Below are 26,279 nucleotides of genomic sequence, written 5' to 3'. Positions count from 1 at the left end.
GTCGAGATGATGGTAACGAAAGAATTGGTGGAGCGACTGGCAGCTCTGTCCCGTCTGCGCCTGCCCCGGGAGGAGCAGGAGAAGATGACCGGGGAGCTGGAGCAGATTTTGGGGTATATGGATGTGTTGAAGAAACTGGATACCAGCGGGGCGGAATCCTTGGCGGAAAGCGGTTCCTTAAAAAACGTGCTGCGGGAGGACGAGGTGATTCCCTCCCAGGACCGGGAGGAGCTGCTGCGCAACGCCCCGGCCAGCGACGGGGAGACTTTTTTGGTGCCCAAGGCGGTAGAGTGAGGAGGGGGAGAATATGAAAGAACTGCTGAAGCTGACCGCCCTGGAGCTGGGAGCGGCCATCCAAACGGGAGAGGTGTCTATCCGGGAGGCCACCCAGACCGCTCTGGCGGCCATAGAGGAGCGAGAGGGGGAGCTGAACTGCTTCATCACCCAGACGGCGGACCGGGCCCTGGAGCGAGCAGACGCCCTCCAGGCCGGGGTGAAGGAGGCTAAAAGCCTTCTCTACGGGGTGCCCATGGCACTGAAGGACAACATCTGCACCCAGGGGGTGAAAACCACCTGCGCTTCCAATATTCTGGGTGACTTCGCCCCACCCTACCAGGCCACGGCGGCCCAACGCCTGGAGGCGGCGGGGGCGGTGTGCCTGGGCAAGGTGAACATGGATGAGTTTGCCATGGGCTCCACCACCGAGACCTCCTACTACGGCCCCACCCGCAACCCCTGGGACCGTCAGCGGGTGCCCGGGGGCTCTTCCGGGGGAGCGGCCGCCGCTGTGGCGGGGCGGGAATGCTGGTACGCTCTGGGCTCCGACACGGGGGGCTCCATCCGCCAGCCCGCCTCCTACTGCGGGGTCACCGGCATCAAGCCCACCTACGGCACCGTTTCCCGCTACGGACTCATCGCCTATGCCTCCTCCCTGGACCAGATCGGCCCTCTGGGCCGCACCGCCGCCGACTGCGCCGCCATTTTGGACGCCATCCAGGGCAAGGACAGCCGGGACAGCACCAGCCTGGACGCTCCGGCGGGCGGGCTGCTGGCCTCCCTCACCGGAGATGTGAAGGGGATGAAGATCGGCCTGCCCGCCCAGTGTTTCGGCTCCGGCCTGGACGCTCAGGTGGAGAGGGCGGTCCGCGGAGCGGCCCAGGTGCTCAAGGACCGGGGAGCGGAGCTGGTGGAGCTGGACTTCCCGGTGATGGACTATGTGATTCCTACCTATTATATGATCGCCGCTGCCGAGGCCTCCTCCAACCTCTCCCGGTTTGACGGAGTGAAGTACGGCTGGCGGACGGAGGGTTACGACGACCTCACCGACCTGTACTGCAAGACCCGCACCCAGGGCTTCGGCAGCGAGGTGAAGCGGCGTATCCTGCTGGGCACCTTCGTCCTCTCCTCAGGCTACTACGACGCCTACTATAAAAAGGCCCTCCAGGCTAAGGAGGTCATCCGGGAGGCCTTCCGGTCCGCCTTCCAGACCTGCGACCTGCTGCTCACCCCGGTGGCCCCCACCACCGCACCCAGATTGGGGGAGAGCCTTTCCGATCCTTTGCAAATGTATTTGAGCGATATCTACACGGTTTCCGTAAACCTGGCCGGGCTGCCCGGGCTGTCCATGCCCTGCGGCTTTGACGGGGCGGGGCTGCCCATCGGCTGCCAGCTCATCGGCCCGGCCCTGGGGGAGGCCAAGGTGCTGGGGGCGGCCCACGCCTTCCAGCTGGACACCGATTACCATAAACGTTCCCCCTGGGAAAAGGAGGTAGGTTGACATGACCTGGGAAACTGTCATCGGTCTGGAGACCCACGTGGAGCTGGCCACCAAGACGAAAATTTTCTGCTCCTGCACCACCGCCTTCGGCGGGGCCCCCAACACCCACTGCTGCCCCGTGTGCATGGGGATGCCGGGCACCCTGCCGGTGGTAAATAAAAAGGTGGTGGAGTTTGCCGCCAGGGCGGGCCTGGCTCTGAACTGCGAGATCACCCGCCGCAACCGCTTCGACCGAAAGAACTACTTCTATCCCGATCTGCCCAAGGCCTACCAGGTCTCCCAGCTCTACCTGCCCATCGCCCGCAACGGCCGGGTGGCCATCTCCACCGAGGACGGGGAGAAGGAGATCCGTATCCATGAGCTGCACATGGAGGAGGACGCGGGCAAGCTGGTCCACGACCCCTGGCTGGACCAGACCCGGTGCGACTACAACCGCTGCGGGGTCCCCCTCATCGAGATCGTCACCGAGCCTGACTTCCGCTCCGGAACTGAGGTCATCGCCTACCTGGAGACCCTCAAATCCACCCTGGAGTATTTGGGGGTGTCCGACTGCAAGATGCAGGAGGGCTCTCTGCGGTGCGATGTAAACCTGTCCGTCCGGCCTGCGGGGTCCCAGACCCTGGGCACCCGGACGGAGATGAAGAACCTCAACTCCTTTAAAGCCATCCTCCGGGCCATCGACTATGAGACGAAGCGGCAGATCGAGCGTCTGGAGGAGGGCAAGCCTGTGGTCCAGGAGACCCGGAGGTGGGACGACAACAAGGACGCCACCTTCTCCATGCGCTCCAAGGAGGACACCCAGGACTACCGCTACTTCCCTGAGCCCGACCTGCCCCCGCTGGAGCTGTCGGAGGAGTATCTGGAGGGGCTGCGGCAGCAGCAGCCGGAGATGGCCCACGCCCGGCGGGCCCGCTATCAGGCGGAGTACGGCCTGCCCGAGCAGGACGCCGCCCTGATCACCGGACAAAAGGCCCTGGTGGACTTCTTCGAGGAGACGGTGGCTCTGGGGGCGCCCCCCAAGGAGGCGGCCAACTGGATGCTGGGGGAGATGATGCGCCGGTTAAAGGAGGAGGGCCAGGAGCCCAAGGAGATGAAGCTCACCCCCGCCAACCTGGCAGCTCTTATCGCCCTGGTGGAGGCGGGCAAGATCAACCGCAACACCGCCACTAAGGTGTTCCGGGCCATTTTCCCCGAAAATATGGATGTGAAGGAGTATGTCTGCACCCACGGCCTGGAACAGGTCAGTGATCCAGCCCTGGTGGAACGGACGGTGGAGGAGGTCTTCCGGGCGCAGCCCCAGGCCGTGGAGCAGCTTAGGGCGGGAAACGGAAAGGTAATGGGCTTTCTCATGGGGCAGGTGATGGGTCGCCTTCAGGGGAAAGCAGACCCGGGAGCAGTGCGGGAAGCCATTCGCTCCAAACTTTAAAAATGACATTGCTTATGCAAAAAGGCGGGGGATGGGCGGTATAAAATGGGGCGCTATCGGGAAGCTTTTGTAAATATTACAATTTTTCCTGCAAAAAAATACCGGCCTTGTGGGTTCGGGCAATTGCCAAAACCTGGCTGGCTGTGGTATCATCAGGACAACAGAACAGATGAAGGAGGATATCCAGATGCGAGGAGTTCATACCGTTGTCAATGATATTCGCCGTAAGGTATTTACTGAGGTAGCCCGGATGAGTTTTGAGGGCGGAAACTATGCAGAGACGATCCGCAGTCTGCCCCATAAGATTGTTCCCGGTGAGGTGGCCCGCTACCGCCAGAATATCATCGTGGAGCGTGCCATTGTCAGTGAGCGTCTGCGCCTGGCGATTGGTCTTCCTCTGCGGGATCTGAGTGAGTACGCCCCCACCAGTGCCTCCATTGAGGAGAGCGTGGTGGCCGAGAAATACTATGAGCCCCCCCTGATCAACATTATCTCCTTCGCCTGCAACGCCTGTCCCCCCAAGCAGGTGCGGGTGAGCAACATGTGCCAGGGCTGTCTGGCCCACCCCTGCCGGGAGGTCTGCCCCAAGGACGCCATCCACATTGTCCAGGGTAAGAGCGTCATTGACCAGGAGAAGTGCATCAAGTGCGGCAAGTGTGTGGATGAGTGCCCCTACAACGCCATCATCAAGTTTGAGCGGCCCTGCGCCGAGGCCTGCGGCATGGATGCCATCGGCTCTGACGAGCTGGGCCGGGCCAAGATCGACTACGACAAGTGCGTCTCCTGCGGTATGTGTCTGGTGAATTGCCCCTTCGGCGCCATTGCCGACAAGAGCCAGATCTTCCAGATGATCCAGGCCATTAAGAAGGGGGACAAGGTCATTGCCGCTGTAGCCCCTGCCTTCGTCACCCAGTTTGGTGAGAATGTCTCTGCCGCCCAGGTGAAGGAGGCTATGCTCCAGGTTGGCTTCCATGACGTGAAAGAGGTGGCGGTAGGCGCCGACCTGTGTACCATTGAGGAGGCCAAGGACTTTTTGGAGAAGGTCCCCGACGAGCTGCCCTTCCTGGCCACTTCCTGCTGCCCCTCCTGGTCGGTGATGGCCAAGAAACTCTTCCCCCAGTTTAAGGACAACATCTCCATGGCTTTAACCCCCATGGTGCTCACCGCCCGTCTCATCAAAAAGGACAACCCCGACGCCCGGGTGGTCTTCATTGGCCCCTGCGCGGCCAAGAAGCTGGAGGCATCCCGCCGTACCATCCGCAGCGATGTGGACTTTGTGCTCACTTTTGAGGAGATGCAGGGCGTCTTCGATGCCAAGGGCGTGGACCCCAGCAAGATGCCCGGCCATCCGGAGGACGATTTCATCAACGCCACCGGCGCGGGCCGCGGCTTTGCGGTGACCGGCGGCGTGGCTGCGGCCGTGAAAGAGGCTATTTCTAAAATTGACCCGGACCGGGAGGTGCTGGTGGAGCATGCCGACGGCCTGCGGGAGTGCCGGAAGATGCTGATGATGGCCAAGGCCGGCAAGTACAACGGCTACCTGCTGGAAGGGATGGGCTGCCCCGGCGGATGTGTGGCCGGAGCCGGAACCATTACCCCGGCGAAGAAGAGCTCCACCGAGGTCTCCAAGTATATGAAAACCTCCTACTCCCAGAGCGCCATGGACTCCAAGGTGGCTGCCCGCCTGAAGGAAGTGGAGGAGTAAGAAGAGGCAAACAGAATATTGGTGTCGAAGAGGAAAAATGCAATGTGACGATACCATATATTGTGGATATGCCTGAAGTTTATTCCACATTTTGCGCAGAGTGCTTGGATAAGAAATTATTGGAAACCAAATAGAACGAATGTTTCACAGAAAAAACCGCTGATTTTTGAAGAAATCAGCGGTTTTTTCTACTTTTTTTCCCGAAAAAAACTCTTGCTTTTTATGTCAACAGCTTTTATACTAGAAAGCAAGGTGGGGTAAAGTGGAGTGAAAGCCCTGAAAAAGAAAGTGAAGTGGAGGAGAGGTGGCAGCGGATGACCGGCACATACGAGCACAGCATCGACGCAAAGGGCCGGTTGTTCATCCCCGCCAAGCTCCGTGTAGAGCTGGGTGAGACCTTTTACCTGGCCATGGGTGTGGACGCCTGTTTGGCCATCTACCCTCAGTCCACCTGGGACCGCTTCACCGAAAAGTTTGCCTCGCTGCCTATGAGTCAATCCAAAACGATGCGTCCCCTGTTTGCCAATGCCGCCCGGTGTGAGCTGGACAGCCAGGGGCGCATTGTTATTCCCCAAAAGCTGCGCCGCTATGCGGGGTTGGACAAGGACGTGGTGATCATCGGAGTCAACGACCGGGCGGAGATCTGGTCGGCTGACAATTGGAACGAGCAGGAGGAAGAGATGACACCGGAAAAAATGGCGGCCTGTATGGCAGAACTGGGGTTCTGAGACGATGAGTGAACATTTTACCCACAAGCCGGTGCTGTTGGAGGAATGCATTCAGGGGCTGAACATTCGTCCGGAAGGAATCTACCTGGATGGTACGTTAGGCCGGGCCGGACACAGCCGGGAGATCGCCCGGCGGCTGACTACCGGTCGGCTCATTTGTGTGGACCGGGACCAGGCGGCGCTGGATGCCGCTCAGGAGCGGCTGGCGGACTGGATGGATCGGGTGACCCTGATCCACAGCAACTTTGACCGAGTGGGGGAGATCGTGCAGCGGCTTGGACTGTCTGGTGTGGACGGTATGCTTTTTGACCTGGGGGTGTCCTCGCCCCAGTTAGACGATGGCTCCCGTGGATTTTCCTATATGGCGGACGCTCCCCTGGACATGCGCATGGACCGGGATGAGGGCTTGACTGCCGCCGACGTGGTGAACACCTGGAGCCAGGAGGAGCTACGAAGGATCCTGTACCAATACGGCGAGGAGCGCTGTGCCCCTCAAATTGCCGCGGCTATTGTCCGCCGCCGGGAGGACAAGCCCATTGAAACGACTTTGGAGCTGGTAGAGGTCATTAAAAGCGCCATGCCGGCCAAAGCGCTGCGGGAGAAGCAGCACCCGGCCAAGCGGAGCTTTCAGGCCATCCGCATCGCAGTAAATGATGAGCTGGCCAGCGTGGAGCGGATGCTCCAGCATGCGGTGCCCAAACTGAATCCGGGGGGAAGGCTGGCCGTTATCACCTTCCACTCCCTGGAGGACCGAATTGTAAAAAACAGTCTGAGTGAATTTGCAAAGGGATGCATTTGCCCACCGGACTTCCCCGTTTGTGTGTGCGGACGGAAGCCTCAGGTGCGGCTGGTCAATCGAAAGCCGACTCTGCCCAGTGAGCAGGAGCTGCAGGAGAATCCCAGAGCCCGAAGCGCAAAGCTGCGGGTGGCGGAAAAGCTGTAGGAAGTCCGGCTTTTGAGGGAGAAATACCGAAGAGAAATGGAGTGAACGCGCCATGGCCTCTCGCCGACGCAACGCAACCGCATACAACACCTATGGCAGTGTAGCCTATGCCCCGGCCTATGACGGGGCCGCCGTGGCCGTTCCCCGCAGAGAGCAGGAACTTCAGCGCCCCCAACCCAGACACAGAGAGCGGGTACGCCGCCACGCCCTGACCCGTACTCAGGTCCAGGTCCGGGAGGCCGGCCAGGTGGCCCCCTTTGCCGTGGTAGGATTTGTGGCGGTGGCTATTTTTGCGGCGCTGCTGCTGCTGAGCTATGTGCAGTACACTGTTTTGAGTGGAGAAATGGTCTCCCTGCGCAGTGAGATGGCCACATTGGAAAAGGAGAGCGCCACCTTGTCCGCCCAGTACGAGAAGGTGTTTGATTTGACCACCATCCAGGAGTCTCTGGGGGACACTATGACCCGGCCCACCAGCGACCAGGTGGTATATATTGACCTGTCTGAGCCTGATACGGTGGTGGTCTACGGCGAGGAGACAGATGGCGGAGTGATTGGAGCCCTGAAAGAAATCGGTGCCGCCATTGGTGAAGTGATTGAATATTTCCGCTGAGCGGACCATATAGTAAAAACGATGAGACATTGAAATCCACGACAGGACAAAGGGCGCAAGAAAGAGAATTTCTTGCGCCCTTCTACCGCCAAGAGGAGGAACCTATGCGGCAACGACAGGAACGGGAGCGGGAACCAAATATGCAGGCCCGAAGCAGCCGGTCAAAACGAGTGATTTTTCGCCGTACCGTCAGCCTCATGCTGATCTGCGGGATCATGCTCTTTGTTCCGCTGTTTTGGAAGCTGTGGGATATCGCCATTGTCCACCACGATGAATATCAGCAAAAGGCCACCCAGCAGCAGACCCTGGACCTGTCTGTTTCGGCCTCCCGGGGAGATATCTATGACCGGAATGGAAATGTGCTGGCCATGTCGGCTACAGTATACAGCCTGATTCTGTCTCCACGGGACCTGGTGCAAGACAAGGTGCCGGAAAAGGACTATAAAAATGAGGATGGCACTACCAACACCCAGGCCCGCCAGGCGGCCATTGAAGCGGAGCAGGATAAGCTGATCCGGGATCTGATGGCCCTGATTCCCGACCTGGATGAAGAGCGTCTGGAGAAGCAGGTGCGGGATGTAGACTATGCCTATAAGGAGATCAAAACGAAAATTGAGGAGGAGGACGCTGAGGCGATCCGCAACTACATCGTAGAAAACAAGACCTCCCACTACCTCTACCTGGTGTCCGGAACCAAGCGCTACTACCCCTATTCCAGCCTGGCGGCCCAGGCTCTGGGCTTTGTCAACGCCGAGGGTGGCGCATACGGAATTGAGGCGGCGTATAACGATGTGCTGGAAGGGACCGCTGGCCGGGTGGTCACCACCAAGACCGGGGCGGGCACCCAGATGTATAACAGCTACTCCGAGTTCATCGATGCCATTGACGGCTACGATTTGACCCTGACCATTGATGCCACCATCCAGTCCTATGTGGAAAAAACACTGGAGGAGGGCATCCGGGATTACGACGTACAAAACGGGGCCTTTGGCATTGCGATGGACCCCAACACCGGAGCGATTTTGGCCATTGCCAGTTCTCCGGACTTTGATCCCAATAACTACTCCACGGTGATCAATGAATTGCTCCTGGAGGGGATGGACGAGGATACCCAGGCCATCTACCAGCAGCTCAAGAAGGACAACAAGGAGAATCTCACCGACGCGGAATTGATGGAAAAGGCCCAGACCCAGGCCTATTACAATGCGGTCAATGCCCAGTGGCGCAGCAAGGCCCTTGACTCCCGCTACGAACCGGGCTCCACCTTCAAAGCGGTGGTGCTGGCCGCAGCTCTGGAGGAGGGGCTGGTCACCGAGAGCGATACCTTCACCTGTACTGGCTCCGTCCGGGTGCCGGGCTACTCCAAGCCCATCAATTGTTCTAAGACGGCCCCTGGCCATGGGGTCCAGACCCTGGCCGAGGCGGTGCAGCACTCCTGTAACCCGGCCTTTATTCAGATCGGCCAGCGCCTGGGAGTGGAGACTTTCTACAAATACTTCGAGGCCTTCGGAATGACGGAAAATACCGGTATTGATCTCCCCGGTGAGGCCAGCCTACAGGGCGCTAACTGGGGCGAGAATATGACCAACGTGGACCTGGCCGTGGCCTCCTTTGGCCAGCGCTTTGAGGTCACCCCTCTGCAGATGATTACCGCTTTCTCTGCGGTTATCAACGGAGGAAAGCTGGTGCAGCCCTATGTGGTGCAGTCGGTAAGCACAAAGGATGGGACAGTCATTCAAAATACGGAGCCCACCATTGTGCGCCAGGTGGTCAGTCAGCAGACCAGCCAGCGTGCCACCGCCATTCTGGAGAGCGTGGTCTCTGAGGGAACTGGTAACAATGCTTATGTAGCCGGTTACCGCATCGGCGGCAAGACCGGATCTTCCGAAACCCAGGAAGAGGGGCGTACCATTGTCTCCTTTATGGGCTTCGCTCCAGCCGACGACCCTCAGGTCATTGTGCTGCTCGCCTTTGATAAGCCTCAGGAGAGTGCCACCAACCCCAAGGTGTGTACCACCGGCGTCTACATCAGCGGCGGTAATATGGCGGCCCCCAAGGCCGGTCCCCTGATTGCCCAGATCCTGGACTATATGGGGGTGGAGAAGCAGTACACCGAGGCGGAAGCGGCCACAGTGGATGTACTCACGCCCCAGGTCACCGGCATGGCGGTCAAGGATGCTGCATCGGCCCTGGAGAAGAAAAACCTGAAGTACCGTACGGTGGGCGAGGGCGAGGCGGTAACCGGCCAGGTGCCTGCGGCCAGCTCTGCGGTGCCCGGCGGTTCTACGGTGATTCTTTATCTGGGTGACTCCGCTCCCGAGGAGAGCGGAGAAGTGCCCAATGTGGTGGGCCTGAGCTACGAGTCAGCTAAGAAAAAGCTGGAGGAGGCCGGGTTCTTCATGCGGGCCTCCGGCGTGTCCACCTACTACGGAAACACCACTACCGCCTCCGGCCAGGAAATTGAGGCGGGATCTGTGGCCGCAATTGGTACTGTGGTTGATGTGCAGTTCTCCAACGTCATTGAAGACGGAGCGGTGAATACCGGATAATGGGAGCTGAGCCCCACGCCTTTGCGCTTCTTGTTGTCACGCTGCGGATTGGACGCGCGGCCGGGTCGCTTTCGCTGCGACTCGAAGGGCAAACATCCGGGCTTTCAGCCCTCCTTGGTTTACCCTTCTCGCTTCACTCCAAGCTCCCCTGCGCGTCTATCCTTCGCGCTTCTCGTTGTCACGCTGCGGCTGCTCACAACGCTCGCCTTCCCTCCGACTCGGGACACAAACAGCTGCCCTGTGGGCCGCTTGGTTTGTATCCCTCGCTTCGGTCCAGGCTCGCTGTTCGCAACGCCTTCGCGCTTCTTAGATAGAATGAAACTCACCCATGAGGGGTGACACCATGAAATTACGCAGCCTTTTGGACGGCGTCCCCCTCATGGGGGAGACACCTAACCTGGATATGGAAATTTCTTCCATATCCTATGACAGCCGGACCTTGGAGCCCGGTGCGTTGTTTGTGGCCCTGCCCGGCGACAAGACCGATGGCCACCGCTATATCGCCCAAGCGCTGGAGCGGGGGGCGGCGGCGGTGCTGTGCCAGGTCCCGCCTGCCCAGCCCGGCCCATATCTGGTGACACGAGATACACGCCTGGCCTTGGCGCTGGTGTCCTGCCATTGGTTTGGCCATCCGGGAGATGGTATGACCTTGCTTGCCGTCACCGGAACCAACGGAAAGACCACCACCACAAACCTCATCAAGGAGATGCTGGAAAGCACCTTGGGTGCAAAGGTGGGGCTGATTGGAACCAACCGAAACATGGTAGGACGGGAGGAATTGCCGGCCCACCGGACAACGCCGGAGAGCTATGAGCTGCAGCAGTTGCTGCGGCATATGGCGGACGAGGGTTGCAGCCATGTGGTGATGGAGGCCTCCTCCCACGCTTTGGTTCAGCACCGCACAGCGGGGCTGACGTTTCAGATCGGAATTTTTACCAATCTGACCCAGGATCACCTGGACTACCATAAAACCATGGAGGAGTACCGCCAAGCCAAGGGAATCCTCTTTGACCAGTGCCGGCAGGCCATTTTGAATTTGGATGATGAGGCTGGCCGGTGGTATCGGGAGCGGGTAGGGTGTCCGGTGTTCACCTATTCGGAGAACCGGGCGCAGGCGGATTTGACCGCTCGAAATATTCGCCTGTTTCCCAGCCATGTGGAGTTTGAGGCGGTGACGCTGGGGCATATTACCCGGGTGCACCTGCCCATCCCCGGAGGGTTCTCCATCTATAATGCGCTGGCAGCTCTGTCGGCAGGGCTGTGCCTGGGGCTGGATCTGGGAGATATGGCAGCCTCTCTGCGCTGTGTCCACGGAGTGAAGGGCAGGGTGGAGGTGGTCCCGGTTCCCCGGGCCTATACAGTGATCATTGACTACGCCCACAGCCCCAATGCCTTGGAAAATATCTTAATGACTGCCCGGGATTTTACAGCTGGGCGGCTGATCTGCCTGTTTGGCTGTGGGGGAGACCGGGATAAGACCAAGCGTCCCATTATGGGCAGCATCGCTCAGGAACTGGCTGATGTGGTGGTGGTCACCTCCGACAACCCCCGTACCGAGGACCCGGAGGCCATCATAGCGGATATTTTAAAAGGGATGGAGCCAGAAATGCCGGTCCATGTGGAGCCGGACCGCCGGGCAGCCATTGGCTGGGCTCTGGAACAGGGCCAGCCGGGGGATGTGATCGTCCTGGCGGGAAAGGGACATGAGACCTACCAGGAGATCCAGGGGGTGTGTTATCCCCTGGACGAGCGGGAGGTTGTGGACCAGTGGTTCCGGAGCCGGGAGCGACAAGAAAGGACTGGAAATATTCCGGTCGGTGTAGTATAATAACCTGTTCCTTACCCAAGAGAAAGAAAACCTGGAGGTTTCCGATATGACATACATCCTCAGCTTTATTGTGGCCTTTGGTGTCGCGGCCATTGCCGGACAGATTCTGATCCCTGTGCTCCGCCGGCTGAAGGCAGGGCAGTCCATCCGGGAGGACGGACCGACCTGGCACATGTCCAAGCAGGGCACGCCCACCATGGGGGGCCTGATGTTCATTTTGGCCGTAGCCGTGGCCATTGTGGCGGCTGGCTGGCAGGAGCTGTCCTGGGGGAACTGGAACCATATCTATGTGTTCCTGTTTGCTCTGGTGTTTGGCATCATCGGGTTTATTGATGACTTTCAAAAGCTGCGTCACCATGCCAACGAGGGGCTGACCGCTCCCCAGAAGTTTTTGCTGCAGCTGGCGGCGGCCATCGCCTTTACCGCCCTGCTGCGCTATGAGGGTTATTTGACCTCCAATCTGTACATTCCGTTCTTTAACGGTACACTGATCCTGCCTTGGGTGGTGTACATGGTGTTTGCGGCATTTGTTATGGTGGGCACCGTCAATGCCGTCAACCTCACCGATGGCATTGACGGCCTGGCCACCGGGGTTACCATCCCCGTGTCCCTGTTCTATGTGGCGGTGGCCGCCTGGTATGGGAAAACAGATGTGGCTGTGGTAGCCGCCGCTTTGGCGGGCGGTTTGTCTGCCTTCCTCATTTATAACTTCCATCCCGCCAAGGTGTTCATGGGGGATACAGGCTCCCTGTTCCTGGGAGGAATGGTGTGCGGTCTGGCCTTTGCGCTGGATATTCCCCTGGTCATCCCCATTGTGGGCCTGGTGTATGTGGTGGAGGTGCTCTCCGACATCATCCAGGTGGCCTACTTTAAGAAGACCCACGGCAAGCGCTTTTTCCGTATGGCCCCCCTCCATCACCATCTGGAGCTGGGTGGCTGGAGCGAGACCAAGCTGTTCTGCGTGTTCTCCGGCGCTACGTTGGTCCTGTGTGTTCTTGCGTTTATTGGGGTGATGAACCGCTACCCCATGTAATGAGTTTGGAAACCGGCAAGGAGGTAGATCCATGGCCAGAAAACCAAAACGCGACCTCACGATGGAGGAACAGCTGGCCCGGGGCCCCATGGATCTGCCCTTCCTGATGCTGACCCTCATGCTGGTGGGCATCGGGCTGATCATGGTCTTTTCCGCCTCCTACGCCTCCGCCTACTACGATTCCAGTGCCAGTGTGCAAAATAATCCCCTTTACTACATTCGCCGCCAGGCCATGTTTGCCGGTGTGGGCCTGGTGATCATGTATCTGATCTCCAAAATCAATTACCAGACCTTCCGCATCCTGTCTATTCCCATGCTGGCGGGCTCCATCTTTCTCCTGGTTCTGGTGCTGACACCTTTGGGCGTCACCATCAACGGGGCCCAGCGGTGGCTGAAAATGCTTGTATTTGCCGGCCCCACCTATCAGCCCTCGGAGATTGCAAAGATCACCGTCATTATTTTCTTCGCCGCCCGACTATCCAAGCGGGAGACGGAAAAAAAGAGAAAGTTTACCAACCGTACACTCACCGGACGTACCCTGAACCGCCTGGAGCATATCGGCTTTCTGGAGCTGGTGCCCTATGGTGCTGTGTTGGGAACGGTGCTGCTGCTGGTGGTTCTGGAGCCCCATATGTCCGGTACCATTCTGATCATGGTGGGTGCGGCAGCGGTGCTGTTTGCCGCCGGAATCAATTTGTGGTGGTTTATCGGCACGGGCGGTTTGGCGGTGCTGGGTCTGACCCTGATCATCGCGGCCACCGACTACATGACCAACCGCATTAAGCTCTGGCTGAACCCCTGGGAGGATCCCAGAGGCTTGGGGTACCAGACCATCCAGTCCCTGCTGGCCATCGGGTCGGGAGGATTGCTGGGGCTGGGACTAGGAAAGAGCCGGCAGAAATTTTTGTACATCCCGGAGCCGGAAAACGACTTCGTGTTTCCCATTGTTGTGGAGGAACTGGGGTTTATCGGGGGAGCCATTGTGCTCATCCTGTTTGCCCTCCTCATCCTTCGGGGCTACTGGCTGGCCCTTCATGCCAGAGATAAGTTTGGAACCCTGACCATTGTGGGCATCATAACCTTGCTGGCCGCCCAGGTATTTTTGAATATCGGAGTGGTCACCAACCTGATTCCCAACACCGGTATTTCCCTGCCGTTTTTCAGCTACGGCGGCACCGCCTTGGTGATCCATATGGCGGAAATGGGGATTATTTTGAGTATATCCAGGCAGATACCCGCACCGAAGAAAGATTAACGCCATGAGGTGATTTGATGAACGTCCTGTTTACCTGCGGCGGCACCGCCGGCCATGTCAATCCTGCGGTGGCGCTGGCCCATATTTTCCAGGAGAAGAATCCCGGCTGTCGAGTTTTGTTCGTGGGCGCGGACGGGGGAATGGAGAATAAACTGGTGCCCAAGGAGGGCTACCAGATCCGTTCGGTGACCATCACCAACTTCCACCGCTCCTTTGCCCCGGCGGACATCGCCCATAACCTGGGGACGTTGGTGAATATGCAGCGGTCCAAGAAGCAGGCCCGGGCCATCCTGGATGAGTTTAAGCCCGATCTGGTGGTGGGGACGGGAGGATATGCATCCTATCCGGTGGTGAACGAGGCGGCCCATCGGGGCATTCCCACGGCAGTCCATGAGTCCAACGCAGTTCCCGGCCTGACCACAAAGGCGCTGTCCAAGGTGGTGGACCGGGTGATGGTGGGGTTTGAAGAGAGCCGTTCCCACTACGATGACCCCTCCAAGGTGGTAGTGACCGGTACTCCGGTGCGGGGAGATTTCTTCCGCTACACCCGCCAGGAGGCCCGGGCAAAGCTGGGCTTTGACGATGACCGGCCGCTGTTGTTGTCCTACTGGGGCTCCTTGGGGGCTGAGGTGATGAACCAGAAGATGGTGGATTTCATCGCCAAGGAGTGCTATGAGGGATCGCCCTACCGCCACATTCACGGGGCGGGCCGGGATTACGCCTGGATGAAGGAGGAGCTGCTGCGGCGGGGCCTGAAGCTGGGCGATAACGGAGTGGAGGTCCGGGAGTATATCTATGATATGCCCCTGGTGATGGCGGCGGCCGATCTGGTACTGTGCCGGGCAGGAGCCTCCACCATCTCCGAGCTGACGGCCATTGCCAAGCCCTCGGTACTGGTTCCCTCCCCCAATGTCACCGCCAACCACCAGGAGAAAAATGCACGGGTCCTGGCCGACCAGGGAGCGGCGGTGCTGCTGCGGGAAGCGGACTGTGTGGAGGACTCCCTGTATGAGACGGCCAGTCTGCTGCTGCGGGAGCGCGACCGGCGGGAGTCCATGGTTCGGGCGCTGACCTCCATGGCGGTGCCGGACGCAGGGGAAAAGATTTATGAGACTCTGCGGGAAATTATGAAATAATATTGCTGAGGCGGTTGAAACCAGTTTGATGAGGTCTGCATAGGATAGCCTGAATGAAATGAGATATTGGAGGCTATCCCATGAACTGTTATCAAATTGAGGGTGGGCACCCTCTGGAGGGCTGCCTGGCAGTCCAAGGGGCCAAAAACAGCGTGCTGCCCATTTTAGCCGCCTGTCTGCTGGCGCCTGGACGGAGTGTGATTCATAACTGTCCGGATTTGAGTGATGTGGCTGCCACATTGGATATTCTGTCCCTGTTGGGGTGCCGCGTGGACCGGGACGGAGACACGGTGACGGTAGATGCCAACGGTCTGTGCCGGGGCGAAATTCCTGACCGGCTGATGCGGGAGATGCGCTCTTCGGTCATTTTCCTGGGCGCGCTGCTGGCCCGGCTGGGGACGGCAGAGATGTCCTACCCGGGAGGCTGTGAACTGGGCCCCCGGCCCATTGATCTTCACCTGGGTGCCCTTCGGGCCCTGGGGGCGGAGATTCGGGAGGACCAGGGGTGCCTGTGCTGCCGGGGTGGACGCCGGTTGCGGGGGCGGGAGCTGTGCCTATCCATGCCCAGCGTGGGAGCCACAGAGAACGCCATGCTGGCGGCCTGCGGGTGCCCAGGGACCACCACCATTGTGGGGGCGGCCCGGGAGCCGGAGATCGTGGACCTGCAAAATTTCCTCCGGGCGATGGGGGCAGATGTGTCGGGAGCCGGGAGTACTGCTATCGTGATTCGGGGCGGACGGCCCCTCTATCCGGCCCGGTATACCATCATGGGAGACCGCATCGCGGCGGCGACCTATCTGTGTGCCGCGGCAGCGGCTGGAGGAGAGGTAGAGCTGACGGGCATAGACCCAAATCATTTATCGGCAGTGTTGGCCTGCCTGGAGGAGGCGGGCTGTGAAATACATACCCGGCAGGGAGGAGTGGCTTTGGCATGCCATGGGCCTTTGCAGGGGATTTCCCCGGTTCGCACCGCACCATATCCTGGTTTTCCCACCGATGCCCAGGCCATTCTCATGGCAGCTTTGGCGGGGGGCGAGGGAGCCACGATGTTTGTGGAGAACATCTTTGATAACCGGTATCGTCATGTGGATGAGCTGCGCCGAATGGGCGCCAGCATCCAGGTGGCCGGCCGGGTAGCGGTGGTGTCCGGCGTGGGGGGCCTGCACGGGGCCTGCGTCCACAGCACCGACTTGCGGGGAGGAGCTGCCTTGGTGGTAGCCGCCCTGGGGGCGGAAGGGACCACCCAGGTGTGCGGACTGAAGCACATCCACCGGGGATATGACGGGCTGGACCGCTGTCTGCGGCAGTTGGGGGCCCACATCGAGCATATATCATAAATTCTCAATGCATCAAATACCTAGGAGAATACTATGGCAGCAGCAAGGAACAAACGCAGACGCAGAAGAGGCAGAGGCCGGTTGGGGCCGCTGTTTAAGATTCTGTGCGCCATTGCGGTGGTGGTAGCGCTTACCATGGGCGCCACGGTGTTTTTTCAGGTGGAGACTATTGTGGTCAGCGGAAACAGCCGCTACACCCAGGAGCAGGTGATCGAGGCCTCTGGCATCCAAATAGGAGATAACCTCTACCGTATGAATAAGTTCCAGGTGGCCCAGGACATCCGGGAGAAGCTGCCCTATATTGGGGAGGTATCCATCCGGCGCGGCCTGCCCAGCACCATCCTGATCTCCATTACGGAGTGGGAGGCTGTGGCCCGGATTGAAGCCCCGGATCCCCTCCAGGCCCAGGCTCAGCTGGCAGAGGAGGACCAGGAGGGTGCAGAAGGAAGCGAAGATACTTCGGAGGAAGGAACCCCCTCAATAGAGGTGGCCCAGGAGGCCTGGCTGATCAGTGTGGGGGGAAAGCTTCTGGAGCCCGCTCCGGAGGGAAATACCGCCATTTCGGTTACAGGGATCACGCCTATTATGCCCCGTGCGGGGATGCAGCTCTCCCTGCCTCAGGCGGAGCAGCCCCAGCGGGAGGCACTGCTGTCCCTGCTGTCCAACCTGCAACAGCTGGAGATGATGGATGAGGTGTCCTCTATTGAACTGGGGAGTACACAGATCGTCATGGGGTATCAGGAGCGATTTCAGGTAAAGCTGCCTCTGAACGCGGATTTTCATTATAAATTATCTGCGCTTGAGCAATCGGTGGTTGAAGTGGAAAAGAAGCTGGGAGAAACTATCCAGGGGACTTTTGACCTGACCCAGGAGGATACCACAGCCATCTTTATTCCCGAATAAGGGCAAATCCTGGAAAGTTTAGGGGGATGCATGAATTTCTCTTGACCTGCCGGAAAAAGAGCGATACAATATAACAAAATATTGGCTTTACTGGGGGGACCTCCCCACAATCTCTTGTTTTTTCGGGGGTCCTCGACATTTACATAGGAGGAACGACAATGGCCTTCGGATTGGATATGGGTCCTGACAGCGTAGTAAATATTAAGGTGATTGGTGTAGGCGGCGGTGGTAACAACGTGGTCAACCGCATGGTGAAAACGGGGACCAAGGGTGTGGATTTCATCGCCGTTAATACAGATAAACAGGCTCTGGCAGTTTCCAGTGCCACCTTTAAGATCCAGATTGGAGAGAAGCTGACCAACGGTCAGGGTGCCGGATCGGACCCTGAAGTGGGCCGGAAGTCGGCAGAGGAGAACCGCAGCCAGATCTCCAAAGCCCTGGAGGATGCGGATATGGTCTTTATCACTGCCGGCATGGGCGGTGGTACCGGCACCGGCGCGGCCCCCATTGTGGCGGATATCGCCAAGGAGCTGGGTGTGCTCACCGTGGGTGTGGTAACCAAGCCCTTCCGCTTTGAGGGCATGCGCCGTATGAAACAGGCCGAGGGAGGCATTGCCGAGCTGCGCAACAAGGTGGATTCTCTGGTCATTATCCCCAATGAGCGGCTGAAGCTGGCCACCGACCAGAAGATTACCATGGTCAACGCCTTTGAAATTGCCGATGATGTGTTGCAGCAGGCAGTGCAGTCCATTTCCGATCTGATCAAGAATACCGGCTTTATTAACCTGGACTTCGCCGACGTGTCCGCAGTCATGAAGGATGCCGGCCGGGCCCATATGGGTGTGGGCCGGGCCGCCGGAAAGAACAAGGCGGAAGAGGCCGCACGGATGGCCATTTCCAGCCCCCTGCTGGAGACCTCCATCAACGGCGCCAAGGGCGTGTTGATCAACGTCACCGGCTCCATGGACATTGGCCTGGAAGAGGTGGAGACCGCCGCCAATCTGGTTCAGGAGGCCGCGCATCCCGACGCCAATATCATCTTCGGTGCCGCCTTTGATGAAACTCTGGAGGACGAGATTCGGGTTACCGTCATCGCCACGGGCTTTGATGAGAAGGCGTCTGCTTCCGCCCCGGCGAACAAGGAGGCCCCTAAGGCAGAGCAGGCTAAGGAGGAGGCTCCCAAGGCGGAGGAGAAGGCCAAGGAGGAGCAGCCGCCAGCTGTAAGCGATGACGACTGGGATATTCTCACTAAAATTTTCAGCAGCCGGAAATAAGCCGAGAGATTGGAACATAATGAGGCAGGAGCAGATGTTTTCTGCTCCTGCCTTTTTCTTCGGAAAAGAAGGGCCTGCAGCCAGATTATTTTGGCTGCAGGCCTGGTCAGTTTAGGGGAAAACTGGTTAGGGAAGAAAAAGAACCAGGATAGAGGTCATAATTCCGCACAGACACAGGGAAATGGAGCTCATAGCTCCCTGCAGAGGACCAAGTTCCATGGCCTTGGCGGTGCCCAGGGCATGGCTGGCCGCTCCAATGGCTACACCCTCTGCAATGGGATCAGTAATGCGGAACAGCTTGGAAAACATGGGGGCGAACATGGCGCCCATAGCCCCGGCAATGAGAACGGCAGCGGCAGTGATGCCGGGGATGCCGCCCCGGCTCTCTGATATGGCCAGAGCAATGGCTGCGGTTACGCTTTTGGGGAGCAGGGCAGCGGTGATGGAGCTTTCAACCTGAAGAAGATGACACAAAAATAAAACGGAAGCAAGACTCACGACGCTCCCCACAAAGCACCCCAGAAATACGGGGAGAAAATACTTTCCCAGCAGCTTTCGCTGGTTGTAAATGTTCAGCGCCAGCACGGCAGTGACGGGGCCGAGCATCATGGCGATCAGATCGCCCCCCTGGGCATAGCGCTCGTAGGGGATCTGAAAGGCGGAGAGAAAGAGAATGATGAGGGCGGTGGCAATGACAAGGGGGTTGCACAGGACATGTCCGGTTTTTTTCTGAATCCAGATCCCGATGCACCAGGCGGCGCAGGTAAGGGTCAAACCCAAAAATGGGGTGGAGAGCAGGGCTTCAATCATGGTTGGCCTCCTTTTTTTGACTGACCGCCATGAGAAAACGGACTGTCCAAGCAGTTATGGCGTAGACCAGGGGAGTGGTACAAATGGCAATGAGGAGAAATGGGACCAGACAAGCAGCCAGGGTAGGGAGGTGCTCGATGAGGCTGACACAGGGAGCCACAAAGAAAAAGGCCATGTTTCCCACTAGGAAGGTACAGACCCGGCTGATGTGACGTTCCTTAATCAAACCGGACAAAAGCAGAGCCAGCAGCAGGAGCAGACTGATGACGCTGGCAGGCAGGGCAATGGGCAAAAGGGCGGCAATGCCTTCGGAGATCAGGCATATCCCAAATATAATGGCGATCTCAGCCATAATGTTCATAGGAAGTCACCTCGCAGGAGAGTATCAGGGTTGACATAGCAAAACCGCCTTCCAACCGGAAAACAAGCCGCCGCGGTTTCGCGGCGGCTTGTGGCAGAAATCAGGATTCCCAGTGGAGGCTTCAGTCCCAGATCGCGGTGGCAAAGTAGTCCTCAGGGGTCTCAGCCCGGCGAATGAGGCGGGTGGAGCCGTCGGGCTGGAGCAGCACCTCAGCAGAGCGCAGGCGGCCGTTATACTGGTAGCCCATAGCGTGGCCGTGAGCGCCGGTATCGTGGATCACCAGCAGATCGCCGATGTCGATTTTGGGCAGCATACGGTCAATGGCAAATTTGTCGTTGTTCTCACACAGAGAGCCAGTGACGTCGTATTTGTGGTCGCAGGGCTGGTTTTCCTTGCCCATCACAGTGATGTGGTGGTAGGAGCCGTACATGGCCGGACGCATCAGGTTGGCAGCGCAGGCATCCACTCCGATATAGTCCTTGTAAATGTGCTTTTCGTGGAGCACACGGGTCACCAGGCAGCCGTAGGGAGCCAGCATAAACCGGCCCAGCTCAGTGTAAATGGCCACGTCACCCATACCGGCAGGGACAAGAATTTCCTCATAGGCCTTCCGTACCCCTTCGCCGATGATGGCGATGTCGTTGGCGGGCTGGTCGGGGCGGTAGGGCACGCCGATACCACCGGAAAGGTTAATGAAGGTGATGTGGCAGCCGGTCTCCTCCTTCAGCTCTACGGCCATGCGGAAGAGGATGGCGGCCAGTGCGGGATAATAGTCGTTGGAGATGGTGTTGGAGGCCAGGAAGGCGTGGATGCCGAACTCCTCCGCACCCAGCTCCTTCAAGCGGCGGAAGGCCTCGGTCATCTGGGGGCGGGTCATGCCGTATTTGGCGTCGCCGGGGTTGTCCATGACCTGGAAGCCCTCCTCGGAGGCACCCAGAGTAAAGGTGCCGCCGGGATTATACCGGCAGGAGATACGTTTTGGAATATAACCGAGAGTATTCTTCAAAAAGTCCACATGGGTGATATCATCCAGGTTGATGGTAGCTCCCAGCTCCTGGGCCAGATGGAACTCCTCAGCGGGAGTATCATTGGAGGAGAACATGATCTCCTCTCCATGGAAGCCGCAGCGCTGAGCCATCATCAGCTCGGTGAGGGAGGAGCAATCCGTCCCACAGCCCTCTTCCTTTAGAATTTTCAGAATCTGGGGGTTGGGGGTAGCTTTCACGGCAAAATACTCCCGGAAGCCGGGATTCCAGGAGAAGGCCTTGTACAAGGCACGGGCATTTTCCCGAATGCCCTTCTCATCATAGAGGTGGAAGGGAGTGGGGTGTTGCCGGACGATTTCCTGGAGCTGTTCCAGGGAGACAAAAGGCTGTTTCATGTGAGGGGTCGCTCCTTTTCTTTTTATAAGTGGAAGTAAAACGGGTCTGCAATCAAACAGCCTTCCTGCTCGGAGGGCCGGTGCTATGCTCACAGAAGAAAATCAGATATAGTTTATCCATATCGGAGAGAAAAGTCAATGAGCGGAACCCACAAGGAGGCCTGTTTTGGGAAAAAATCTTTCGCCTTTTTTGCAAAAAACAACAAAATTTTTATTTCCTCTTGCGTATAGGGGAAGATTCTGCTATGATGAGTCGAAACATGAAAGGGGAGAACTGCCATGGCCGTCAAAAATTACCAGGATAGGCTGATGGTAGGGGCGGCGTCTTCTTTTTCGGAGGCATGAGACAATCACAGAGTAAGTGATTGTCTTTTTTTGTGCGTGTGAATGTGAGAAGGGAGAAATGAAGATGAATCCAAATCAACCGATTCGGGATGCCCGCCAGCTGGGCACGCCCAAGATGCTGATCCTGGGTCTGCAGCACATGTTCGCCATGTTTGGGGCCACCATTTTGGTGCCCATTCTGGTGCAGCAGTACGGCCTGCCTCTGGACATCCAGACCACCCTGTTTTTTGCCGGTATCGGCACTCTGTTTTTCCATGTGTGCACAAAGTTTAAAGTGCCCGCCTTCCTGGGCTCCTCCTTTGCCTTCCTGGGCGGCTTTAACACCATGGCAAATCTGAATACCGGGATTTATGCCGCCATGTCCCCCCAGGACAAGCTGGCCTACACCTGCGGCGGCATCGTGGTGGCCGGCCTGTTGTATCTGGTTCTGGCGCTCATCATCCGTGTGGTGGGCGTGAAGAAGGTCATGCGCTTCCTGCCCCCGGTGGTTACCGGCCCCATCATCGTGTGCATTGGCCTGACTTTGGCTCCCTCTGCCGTGAGCAACGCCTCCACCTGCTGGCCTCTGGCCCTGATCGCCCTGGCTACCATCATTATCTTCAACATCTGGGGCAAGGGAATGTTTAAGATCATCCCCATCCTGATGGGTGTGATCATCTCCTACATCGCTGCCCTCATCATGAACGCCTGCGGTGTCACCATTTCCGACGGTGCGGGCGGAGTGAAGCCGCTGATGGACTTCACCGCTGTGGCCCAGGCCAGTATCCTGGGACTGCCTCCGTTCCAGATCGCGAAATTTGATCTGACCGCCATTTTGGTCATGGCCCCCATTGCTCTGGCCACCATGATGGAGCATATCGGCGACATGTCCGCCATCTCCGCCACGGTGGGAGAAAACTTCATCCAGAAGCCCGGGCTGCACCGCACTTTGGTGGGCGATGGTATTGCCACCGCTCTGGCCGGCATGTTTGGCGGCCCCGCTAACACCACTTATGGCGAGAATACGGGCGTGTTGGTGCTGTCCAAGGTCCATGATCCCCGGGTCATTCGGTTGGCGGCTGTCTATGCCATCATCCTTTCCTTCATTCCGAAGATGGCCGATATCATCGGCTCCATGCCCTCTGCCATCGTGGGCGGAGTGTCCTTCATTCTCTACGGTATGATTTCGGCCATCGGCGTGCGGAACATCGTGGAGAATAACGTGGATTTGACCAAGTCCCGCAACCTGATCATTGCGGCTGTCATCCTGGTGTGTGGACTGGGCTTCTCTTCCGGCCTGACCTTTGTGGTGGCCGGGACCTCCGTTACCCTGACCGGTCTGGCCATTGCCGCTCTGGCGGGTATCATTCTCAATGCCATCCTGCCCGGCAACGACTACGAGTTCGGCGTCAATCCCGAGGGCGATCAGAACCGGGGCATCCATCAGTAAGAATTTTCTGCCAGGGGCGGCGGGCGACAGGCCTGCCGCCCTTTGCTTTTGCCGGAAGATGAAAAATTGATTAAATCGCCTGCAATCACCTTGCGTGGACCTGAGAAATAGGATAGAATGAAGCTATCAAACGGGAAACCGTATGGACTCAGGAGGTAACAACATGGGATTTTTTGATAATTTTAAAGAGAAGGCCACTGATCTTGCCCAGGCTGGTGTGGCCCAGTCCAAGCGCCTGGCTGAGATCGCCAAGCTGAAGACCTCCAATATGGCCGAGGAGGACAGCATCAAGAAGGCGTATGTAGAGATCGGGAAGCTGTATTATGCAGAAAAGGGTATGGCTCCTGATGGCGCCTATGCTGCTGCCTGCGAAAAAATTACAGCGGCCAGAGCGGCCATTGAAGCCAATAATGACCGCATTGCTGAGCTCAAGGCTGCCGGGGACGGTGCAGAGGAGCCGGAGGACAGCGATATTTATGTGGTAGAAGAAGCGGTTGTGGAAGACGTACCCGAGGAAAGCGCGGAAGAAAAAGAACCGGACAACCAAGTGTGATCTCCATTTAAATGTTGAAAAAGACCGCCTGCTTTGAAAAAAGCAGGCGGTTTTTGTATAGAGTTTTCCGTGTTGGAGACACTGGGAGGAGAAAAGTACCGGACGAATGCAAATGGATTGCATTGCACGGAAAAACATGGTAGGATGGGGCAAAGAAAAAAAGGAGCGGTGTTTGTATGCTGTTTGTAGAATACCCCAAATGCAGTACCTGCCAGCGGGCAAAAAAATTCCTGGATGAACGTTCCTCTTCCTACGAGGACCGTCATATCAAGGAAATGCGCCCCACGGTGGAGGAACTGCGGATCTGGCAAAAGGAGAGCGGTCTGCCGTTAAAAAAATTTTTTAACACCTCCGGACAGCTCTATAAATCCATGGGTCTGAAGGATAAGCTGCCCCAGATGAGCGAGGAAGAGCAGCTGGAGCTTTTGGCCAGCGACGGCATGCTGGTCAAACGGCCCATTTTAGTGGGGGATGATTTTGTGCTGGTAGGCTTCCGGGAGAATGAGTGGAGCGAGCATCTGTAAGACGGAGCACGAAAAGAATCCCAACCCTGGATAAAAGGGGAACGAGATTTCTTCCATTGCCTGCGGAGTAAGGAGAAGTGGCAGTAGAACTGGAAAGACTGGAAGGGCTCCCCACGGTTGAAGGGGCGTATCCCCGGCCATAATGGAAGGGCGGACGGCAAACGTGCCGTTCGCCTTTTGTTATGAAACGGGGGGTGGAAGAGTGGAACAGGAGCCAAAACAAAAAGGTGGCCCTGGCTTTGGAGCGGCAGCCATGGCGCTGCTGTGCCTGGTGCTGGCGGTTTGCCTGGCGGGAGACCAGGGACGCTGGGTACAGGCGGCGGCGCCCGTGGAGCTGGAGCTGCCCAGAACGGCCAGTCAGGTGAGCACAACCACGCAGGTAGGCAGCCGTGTGATCCCGGTGGGACGGGCAGTAGGCATCAAACTCTTTTCCGATGGCGTACTGGTGGTGGGCCTTTCTCCAGTGGAAACGGAAAAAGGGGCCTGCTACCCAGGGCGTGACAGCGGACTGAAGGCGGGTGACGTCATAACCCACCTGAATGGAGATGAGGTGGACACCATTGAACAGGTACAAAATGTGGTGGCCCAGCAGGAGGGAGAACCCATTACCATTCAGGCGATGCGGGGACAAAAGCAGGTGCAGCTGACCGCAGCGGCGGTGGAGAACAGCCAGGGAGTCTATCAGCTGGGTGTCTGGCTGCGGGATTCTATGGCCGGCATTGGGACAATGACCTTCTATGATCCCAGCAGCGGCGTGTTTGCGGCCTTAGGCCATGGAATCAACGATGTGGATACCGCCATGCTCATGCCCTTGGAGTCGGGCAGCATCATGGGGGCCTCCGTATCGGATGTCAAACGGGGACTGAGCGGGGAACCCGGAGAGCTCCACGGCCAGTTTGATCTCAGTCAAGACCTGGGCACCTTATATGCCAATACGGATCGGGGAATCTTTGGAAACTTGGCAGTGCCTGAGCCGTTAGTGGAACAACAGCCGGTGGAAGTGGCGTCTCGAAAGGATATCCACACAGGTGCTGCCACCATTTTGTCCAACGTCCGAGGGAACCAGGTGGAGGAATTTGATGTGAATATTACCCACATCTCCTCGGATGCCGATGGTACACGCAGTCTCATGCTTCAGGTGACCGATCCGGAACTGTTGGAGGCCACCGGAGGAATTGTCCAGGGGATGAGTGGGTCGCCCATTTTACAGGATGGCCGATTGGTGGGCGCGGTGACTCATGTACTGGTGAATGATCCAACCCGTGGCTACGGGATCTTAGCGGAAACCATGTGTAAGGCAGCTGGAAGTAATTAAGATATAACTGGCAGGCCGAAGGGAATCAGGGCGGGGGCGAAAGTCCCCGCCCTTTTTGGAAAAAGAGAAAAAAGTGAATAAAAAGGGCGAAAAACGTCGTAAAATGTCGAAAAGTTAGGAGGTAATTTTTGGGAAAAAATGGTAATTTTATCTTGCGCGGAATGTCTGATTATGATACATTATAGGTGGTTGATCGAGGAATATCCCGGAAGGGGAACAGATGATAATTGTTGTGTTGTAAGTTGGGAGGAATTGCAGTGGAGATGGTAAAACGAGTCTTGCTTGCCGATGTGGGGGAGGAAGCCCGGTCTTGGCTAGCCACATGCCTGGAGAAGGAGACAGACATCCAGGTGGTTGGTCAAACGGGGGATGGCGCTCAGCTGGTTCAAATGGCCAAAGAGCTGCGGCCGGACGCGGTGGTCATGGAAATTGTACTGACCGGTATGGATGGACTGGAGGTACTGGACGAGCTGATAAAATTGGAACACAGGCCCAAAGTTGTGGTGATGTCCAGTTATATTCGGGGCAATATTGTTCAGGTAGCGGCCGAGCGAGGGGCGGACTACTACATCACCAAGCCCTGCCGGGCGGAGGCAATCTGTGAGCGGATTCGGCAGGTGACCGCGGGGGAACGTAGCAGCCAGGGAAGGGAGGAAAAGAATGTAGATCTGGAGACTCAGGTCACTGCAATTATCCATGAAGTGGGAGTGCCGGCCCATATTAAAGGCTATCAGTATTTGCGGGAGGCCATTTTGATCGCGGTGGCGGACATGGATGTCATCAATGCGGTGACGAAGGTGCTGTATCCCGAAGTGGCCAAACGGTTTAACACCACAGCCAGCCGTGTAGAGCGGGCTATCCGCCACGCCATTGAGGTGGCCTGGGATCGCGGGGATTTGGAGACGCTGCAGAAGTATTTTGGCTATACGGTCAGCAACGCCAAGGGTAAGCCCACCAACTCTGAGTTTATCGCCATGATTGCGGACCGCCTGCAGCTGGAAATTCGCCGGGCCTGACGGTCTCTTGCCTTTTCCCGGAGAGAATGCTACAATCAGGG

At 57.9% G+C, this 26,279-nt stretch carries 23 protein-coding genes; 20 read left to right on the top strand and 3 right to left on the bottom strand.

The window, feature by feature from the left end; translation table 11 throughout:
- Nucleotides 1-6: 6 nt before the first annotated feature.
- The 15 genes from gatC to ftsZ all read left to right on the top strand — a co-directional run bounded on the left by gatC (nucleotide 7) and on the right by ftsZ (nucleotide 18,504).
- Nucleotides 7-294: an Asp-tRNA(Asn)/Glu-tRNA(Gln) amidotransferase subunit GatC gene (gatC, locus tag B5E43_RS03145; RefSeq protein ID WP_087393539.1), complete on the top strand. Its 288-nt coding sequence runs from the start codon at nucleotides 7-9 to the stop codon at nucleotides 292-294.
- Nucleotides 295-307: 13 nt separating this feature from the next.
- Nucleotides 308-1,777, top strand: coding sequence for an Asp-tRNA(Asn)/Glu-tRNA(Gln) amidotransferase subunit GatA (gene gatA / locus B5E43_RS03140; RefSeq protein WP_087393537.1), 1,470 nt, complete (start codon nucleotides 308-310; stop codon nucleotides 1,775-1,777).
- Between the two features lies 1 nt (nucleotide 1,778).
- Nucleotides 1,779-3,203, top strand: a complete 1,425-nt coding sequence (gatB, locus tag B5E43_RS03135; RefSeq protein WP_087393535.1) for an Asp-tRNA(Asn)/Glu-tRNA(Gln) amidotransferase subunit GatB — start codon at nucleotides 1,779-1,781, stop codon at nucleotides 3,201-3,203.
- A gap of 187 nt (nucleotides 3,204-3,390) precedes the next feature.
- Nucleotides 3,391-4,908 (top strand): 4Fe-4S dicluster domain-containing protein, encoded by a 1,518-nt coding sequence (locus B5E43_RS03130; protein ID WP_087393533.1) that lies wholly within the window; start codon nucleotides 3,391-3,393, stop codon nucleotides 4,906-4,908.
- Nucleotides 4,909-5,222: 314 nt separating this feature from the next.
- Entirely contained in the window at nucleotides 5,223-5,636 is a 414-nt protein-coding gene (gene mraZ, locus B5E43_RS03125) for a division/cell wall cluster transcriptional repressor MraZ (protein ID WP_087393531.1), read from the top strand.
- A 4-nt stretch (nucleotides 5,637-5,640) separates the two neighbouring features.
- On the top strand, nucleotides 5,641-6,579 hold the full coding sequence (rsmH, locus tag B5E43_RS03120; protein ID WP_087393530.1) for a 16S rRNA (cytosine(1402)-N(4))-methyltransferase RsmH: 939 nt from the start codon (nucleotides 5,641-5,643) through the stop codon (nucleotides 6,577-6,579).
- A gap of 52 nt (nucleotides 6,580-6,631) precedes the next feature.
- The gene (locus B5E43_RS03115; protein WP_087393528.1) at nucleotides 6,632-7,189 is read left to right on the top strand and encodes a hypothetical protein; all 558 of its coding nucleotides are present in this window, start codon (nucleotides 6,632-6,634) and stop codon (nucleotides 7,187-7,189) included.
- A 104-nt stretch (nucleotides 7,190-7,293) separates the two neighbouring features.
- Nucleotides 7,294-9,738 (top strand): penicillin-binding transpeptidase domain-containing protein, encoded by a 2,445-nt coding sequence (locus B5E43_RS03110; protein ID WP_087393525.1) that lies wholly within the window; start codon nucleotides 7,294-7,296, stop codon nucleotides 9,736-9,738.
- 343 nt (nucleotides 9,739-10,081) lie between these two features.
- Nucleotides 10,082-11,566 carry a UDP-N-acetylmuramoyl-L-alanyl-D-glutamate--2,6-diaminopimelate ligase gene (locus B5E43_RS03105; protein ID WP_087393523.1) on the top strand — a complete coding sequence of 495 codons (1,485 nt, stop codon included), beginning with the start codon at nucleotides 10,082-10,084 and terminating at the stop codon, nucleotides 11,564-11,566.
- Nucleotides 11,567-11,612: 46 nt separating this feature from the next.
- A complete protein-coding gene (gene mraY / locus B5E43_RS03100) occupies nucleotides 11,613-12,599 on the top strand; it encodes a phospho-N-acetylmuramoyl-pentapeptide-transferase (RefSeq protein ID WP_087393520.1) in 987 nt (328 codons plus the stop codon).
- Between the two features lie 31 nt (nucleotides 12,600-12,630).
- Complete coding sequence (gene ftsW / locus B5E43_RS03095) at nucleotides 12,631-13,854, top strand: putative lipid II flippase FtsW (protein ID WP_242964685.1); 1,224 nt, start codon at nucleotides 12,631-12,633, stop codon at nucleotides 13,852-13,854.
- Between the two features lie 17 nt (nucleotides 13,855-13,871).
- Entirely contained in the window at nucleotides 13,872-14,990 is a 1,119-nt protein-coding gene (locus B5E43_RS03090) for a UDP-N-acetylglucosamine--N-acetylmuramyl-(pentapeptide) pyrophosphoryl-undecaprenol N-acetylglucosamine transferase (RefSeq protein ID WP_087393518.1), read from the top strand.
- A gap of 80 nt (nucleotides 14,991-15,070) precedes the next feature.
- The gene (murA, locus tag B5E43_RS03085; protein WP_087393516.1) at nucleotides 15,071-16,327 is read left to right on the top strand and encodes a UDP-N-acetylglucosamine 1-carboxyvinyltransferase; all 1,257 of its coding nucleotides are present in this window, start codon (nucleotides 15,071-15,073) and stop codon (nucleotides 16,325-16,327) included.
- A gap of 33 nt (nucleotides 16,328-16,360) precedes the next feature.
- Nucleotides 16,361-17,230 (top strand): FtsQ-type POTRA domain-containing protein, encoded by an 870-nt coding sequence (locus tag B5E43_RS03080; RefSeq protein ID WP_087393514.1) that lies wholly within the window; start codon nucleotides 16,361-16,363, stop codon nucleotides 17,228-17,230.
- A 158-nt stretch (nucleotides 17,231-17,388) separates the two neighbouring features.
- A complete protein-coding gene (gene ftsZ, locus B5E43_RS03075; RefSeq protein ID WP_087393512.1) occupies nucleotides 17,389-18,504 on the top strand; it encodes a cell division protein FtsZ in 1,116 nt (371 codons plus the stop codon).
- A 126-nt stretch (nucleotides 18,505-18,630) separates the two neighbouring features.
- On the opposite strand, the gene B5E43_RS03070 is transcribed toward ftsZ, so the two are convergent.
- From B5E43_RS03070 to B5E43_RS03060, 3 genes are all read right to left on the bottom strand, one after another.
- A complete protein-coding gene (locus B5E43_RS03070) occupies nucleotides 18,631-19,314 on the bottom strand; it encodes an LrgB family protein (protein WP_087393510.1) in 684 nt (227 codons plus the stop codon).
- A complete protein-coding gene (locus B5E43_RS03065; protein ID WP_087393508.1) occupies nucleotides 19,307-19,675 on the bottom strand; it encodes a CidA/LrgA family protein in 369 nt (122 codons plus the stop codon). Before B5E43_RS03065 ends, B5E43_RS03070 begins: the two co-directional genes overlap by 8 nt.
- A 121-nt stretch (nucleotides 19,676-19,796) precedes the next feature.
- Nucleotides 19,797-21,056: a diaminopimelate decarboxylase gene (locus B5E43_RS03060; protein WP_087393506.1), complete on the bottom strand. Its 1,260-nt coding sequence runs from the start codon at nucleotides 21,054-21,056 to the stop codon at nucleotides 19,797-19,799.
- 409 nt (nucleotides 21,057-21,465) lie between these two features.
- Between B5E43_RS03060 and B5E43_RS03055 the strand changes: the two genes are divergently transcribed.
- From B5E43_RS03055 to spo0A, 5 genes are all read left to right on the top strand, one after another.
- Nucleotides 21,466-22,830 (top strand): uracil-xanthine permease family protein, encoded by a 1,365-nt coding sequence (locus B5E43_RS03055; RefSeq protein ID WP_343214261.1) that lies wholly within the window; start codon nucleotides 21,466-21,468, stop codon nucleotides 22,828-22,830.
- Between the two features lie 163 nt (nucleotides 22,831-22,993).
- The gene (locus B5E43_RS03050) at nucleotides 22,994-23,383 is read left to right on the top strand and encodes a serine proteinase (protein WP_087393502.1); all 390 of its coding nucleotides are present in this window, start codon (nucleotides 22,994-22,996) and stop codon (nucleotides 23,381-23,383) included.
- Nucleotides 23,384-23,559: 176 nt separating this feature from the next.
- A complete protein-coding gene (locus B5E43_RS03045) occupies nucleotides 23,560-23,907 on the top strand; it encodes an arsenate reductase family protein (RefSeq protein ID WP_087393500.1) in 348 nt (115 codons plus the stop codon).
- A gap of 202 nt (nucleotides 23,908-24,109) precedes the next feature.
- Entirely contained in the window at nucleotides 24,110-25,222 is a 1,113-nt protein-coding gene (spoIVB, locus tag B5E43_RS03040) for a SpoIVB peptidase (protein WP_242964684.1), read from the top strand.
- A gap of 263 nt (nucleotides 25,223-25,485) precedes the next feature.
- Nucleotides 25,486-26,238 (top strand): sporulation transcription factor Spo0A, encoded by a 753-nt coding sequence (spo0A, locus tag B5E43_RS03035; RefSeq protein ID WP_087393638.1) that lies wholly within the window; start codon nucleotides 25,486-25,488, stop codon nucleotides 26,236-26,238.
- The last annotated feature ends 41 nt before the right edge of the window (nucleotides 26,239-26,279 follow it).

This window comes from Flavonifractor sp. An100, assembly GCF_002161175.1.
Lineage (GTDB): Bacteria > Bacillota > Clostridia > Oscillospirales > Oscillospiraceae > Lawsonibacter.
Note: the sequence above shows the minus strand (reverse complement) of the source record. Positions and strands in the feature narration are given on the sequence as shown.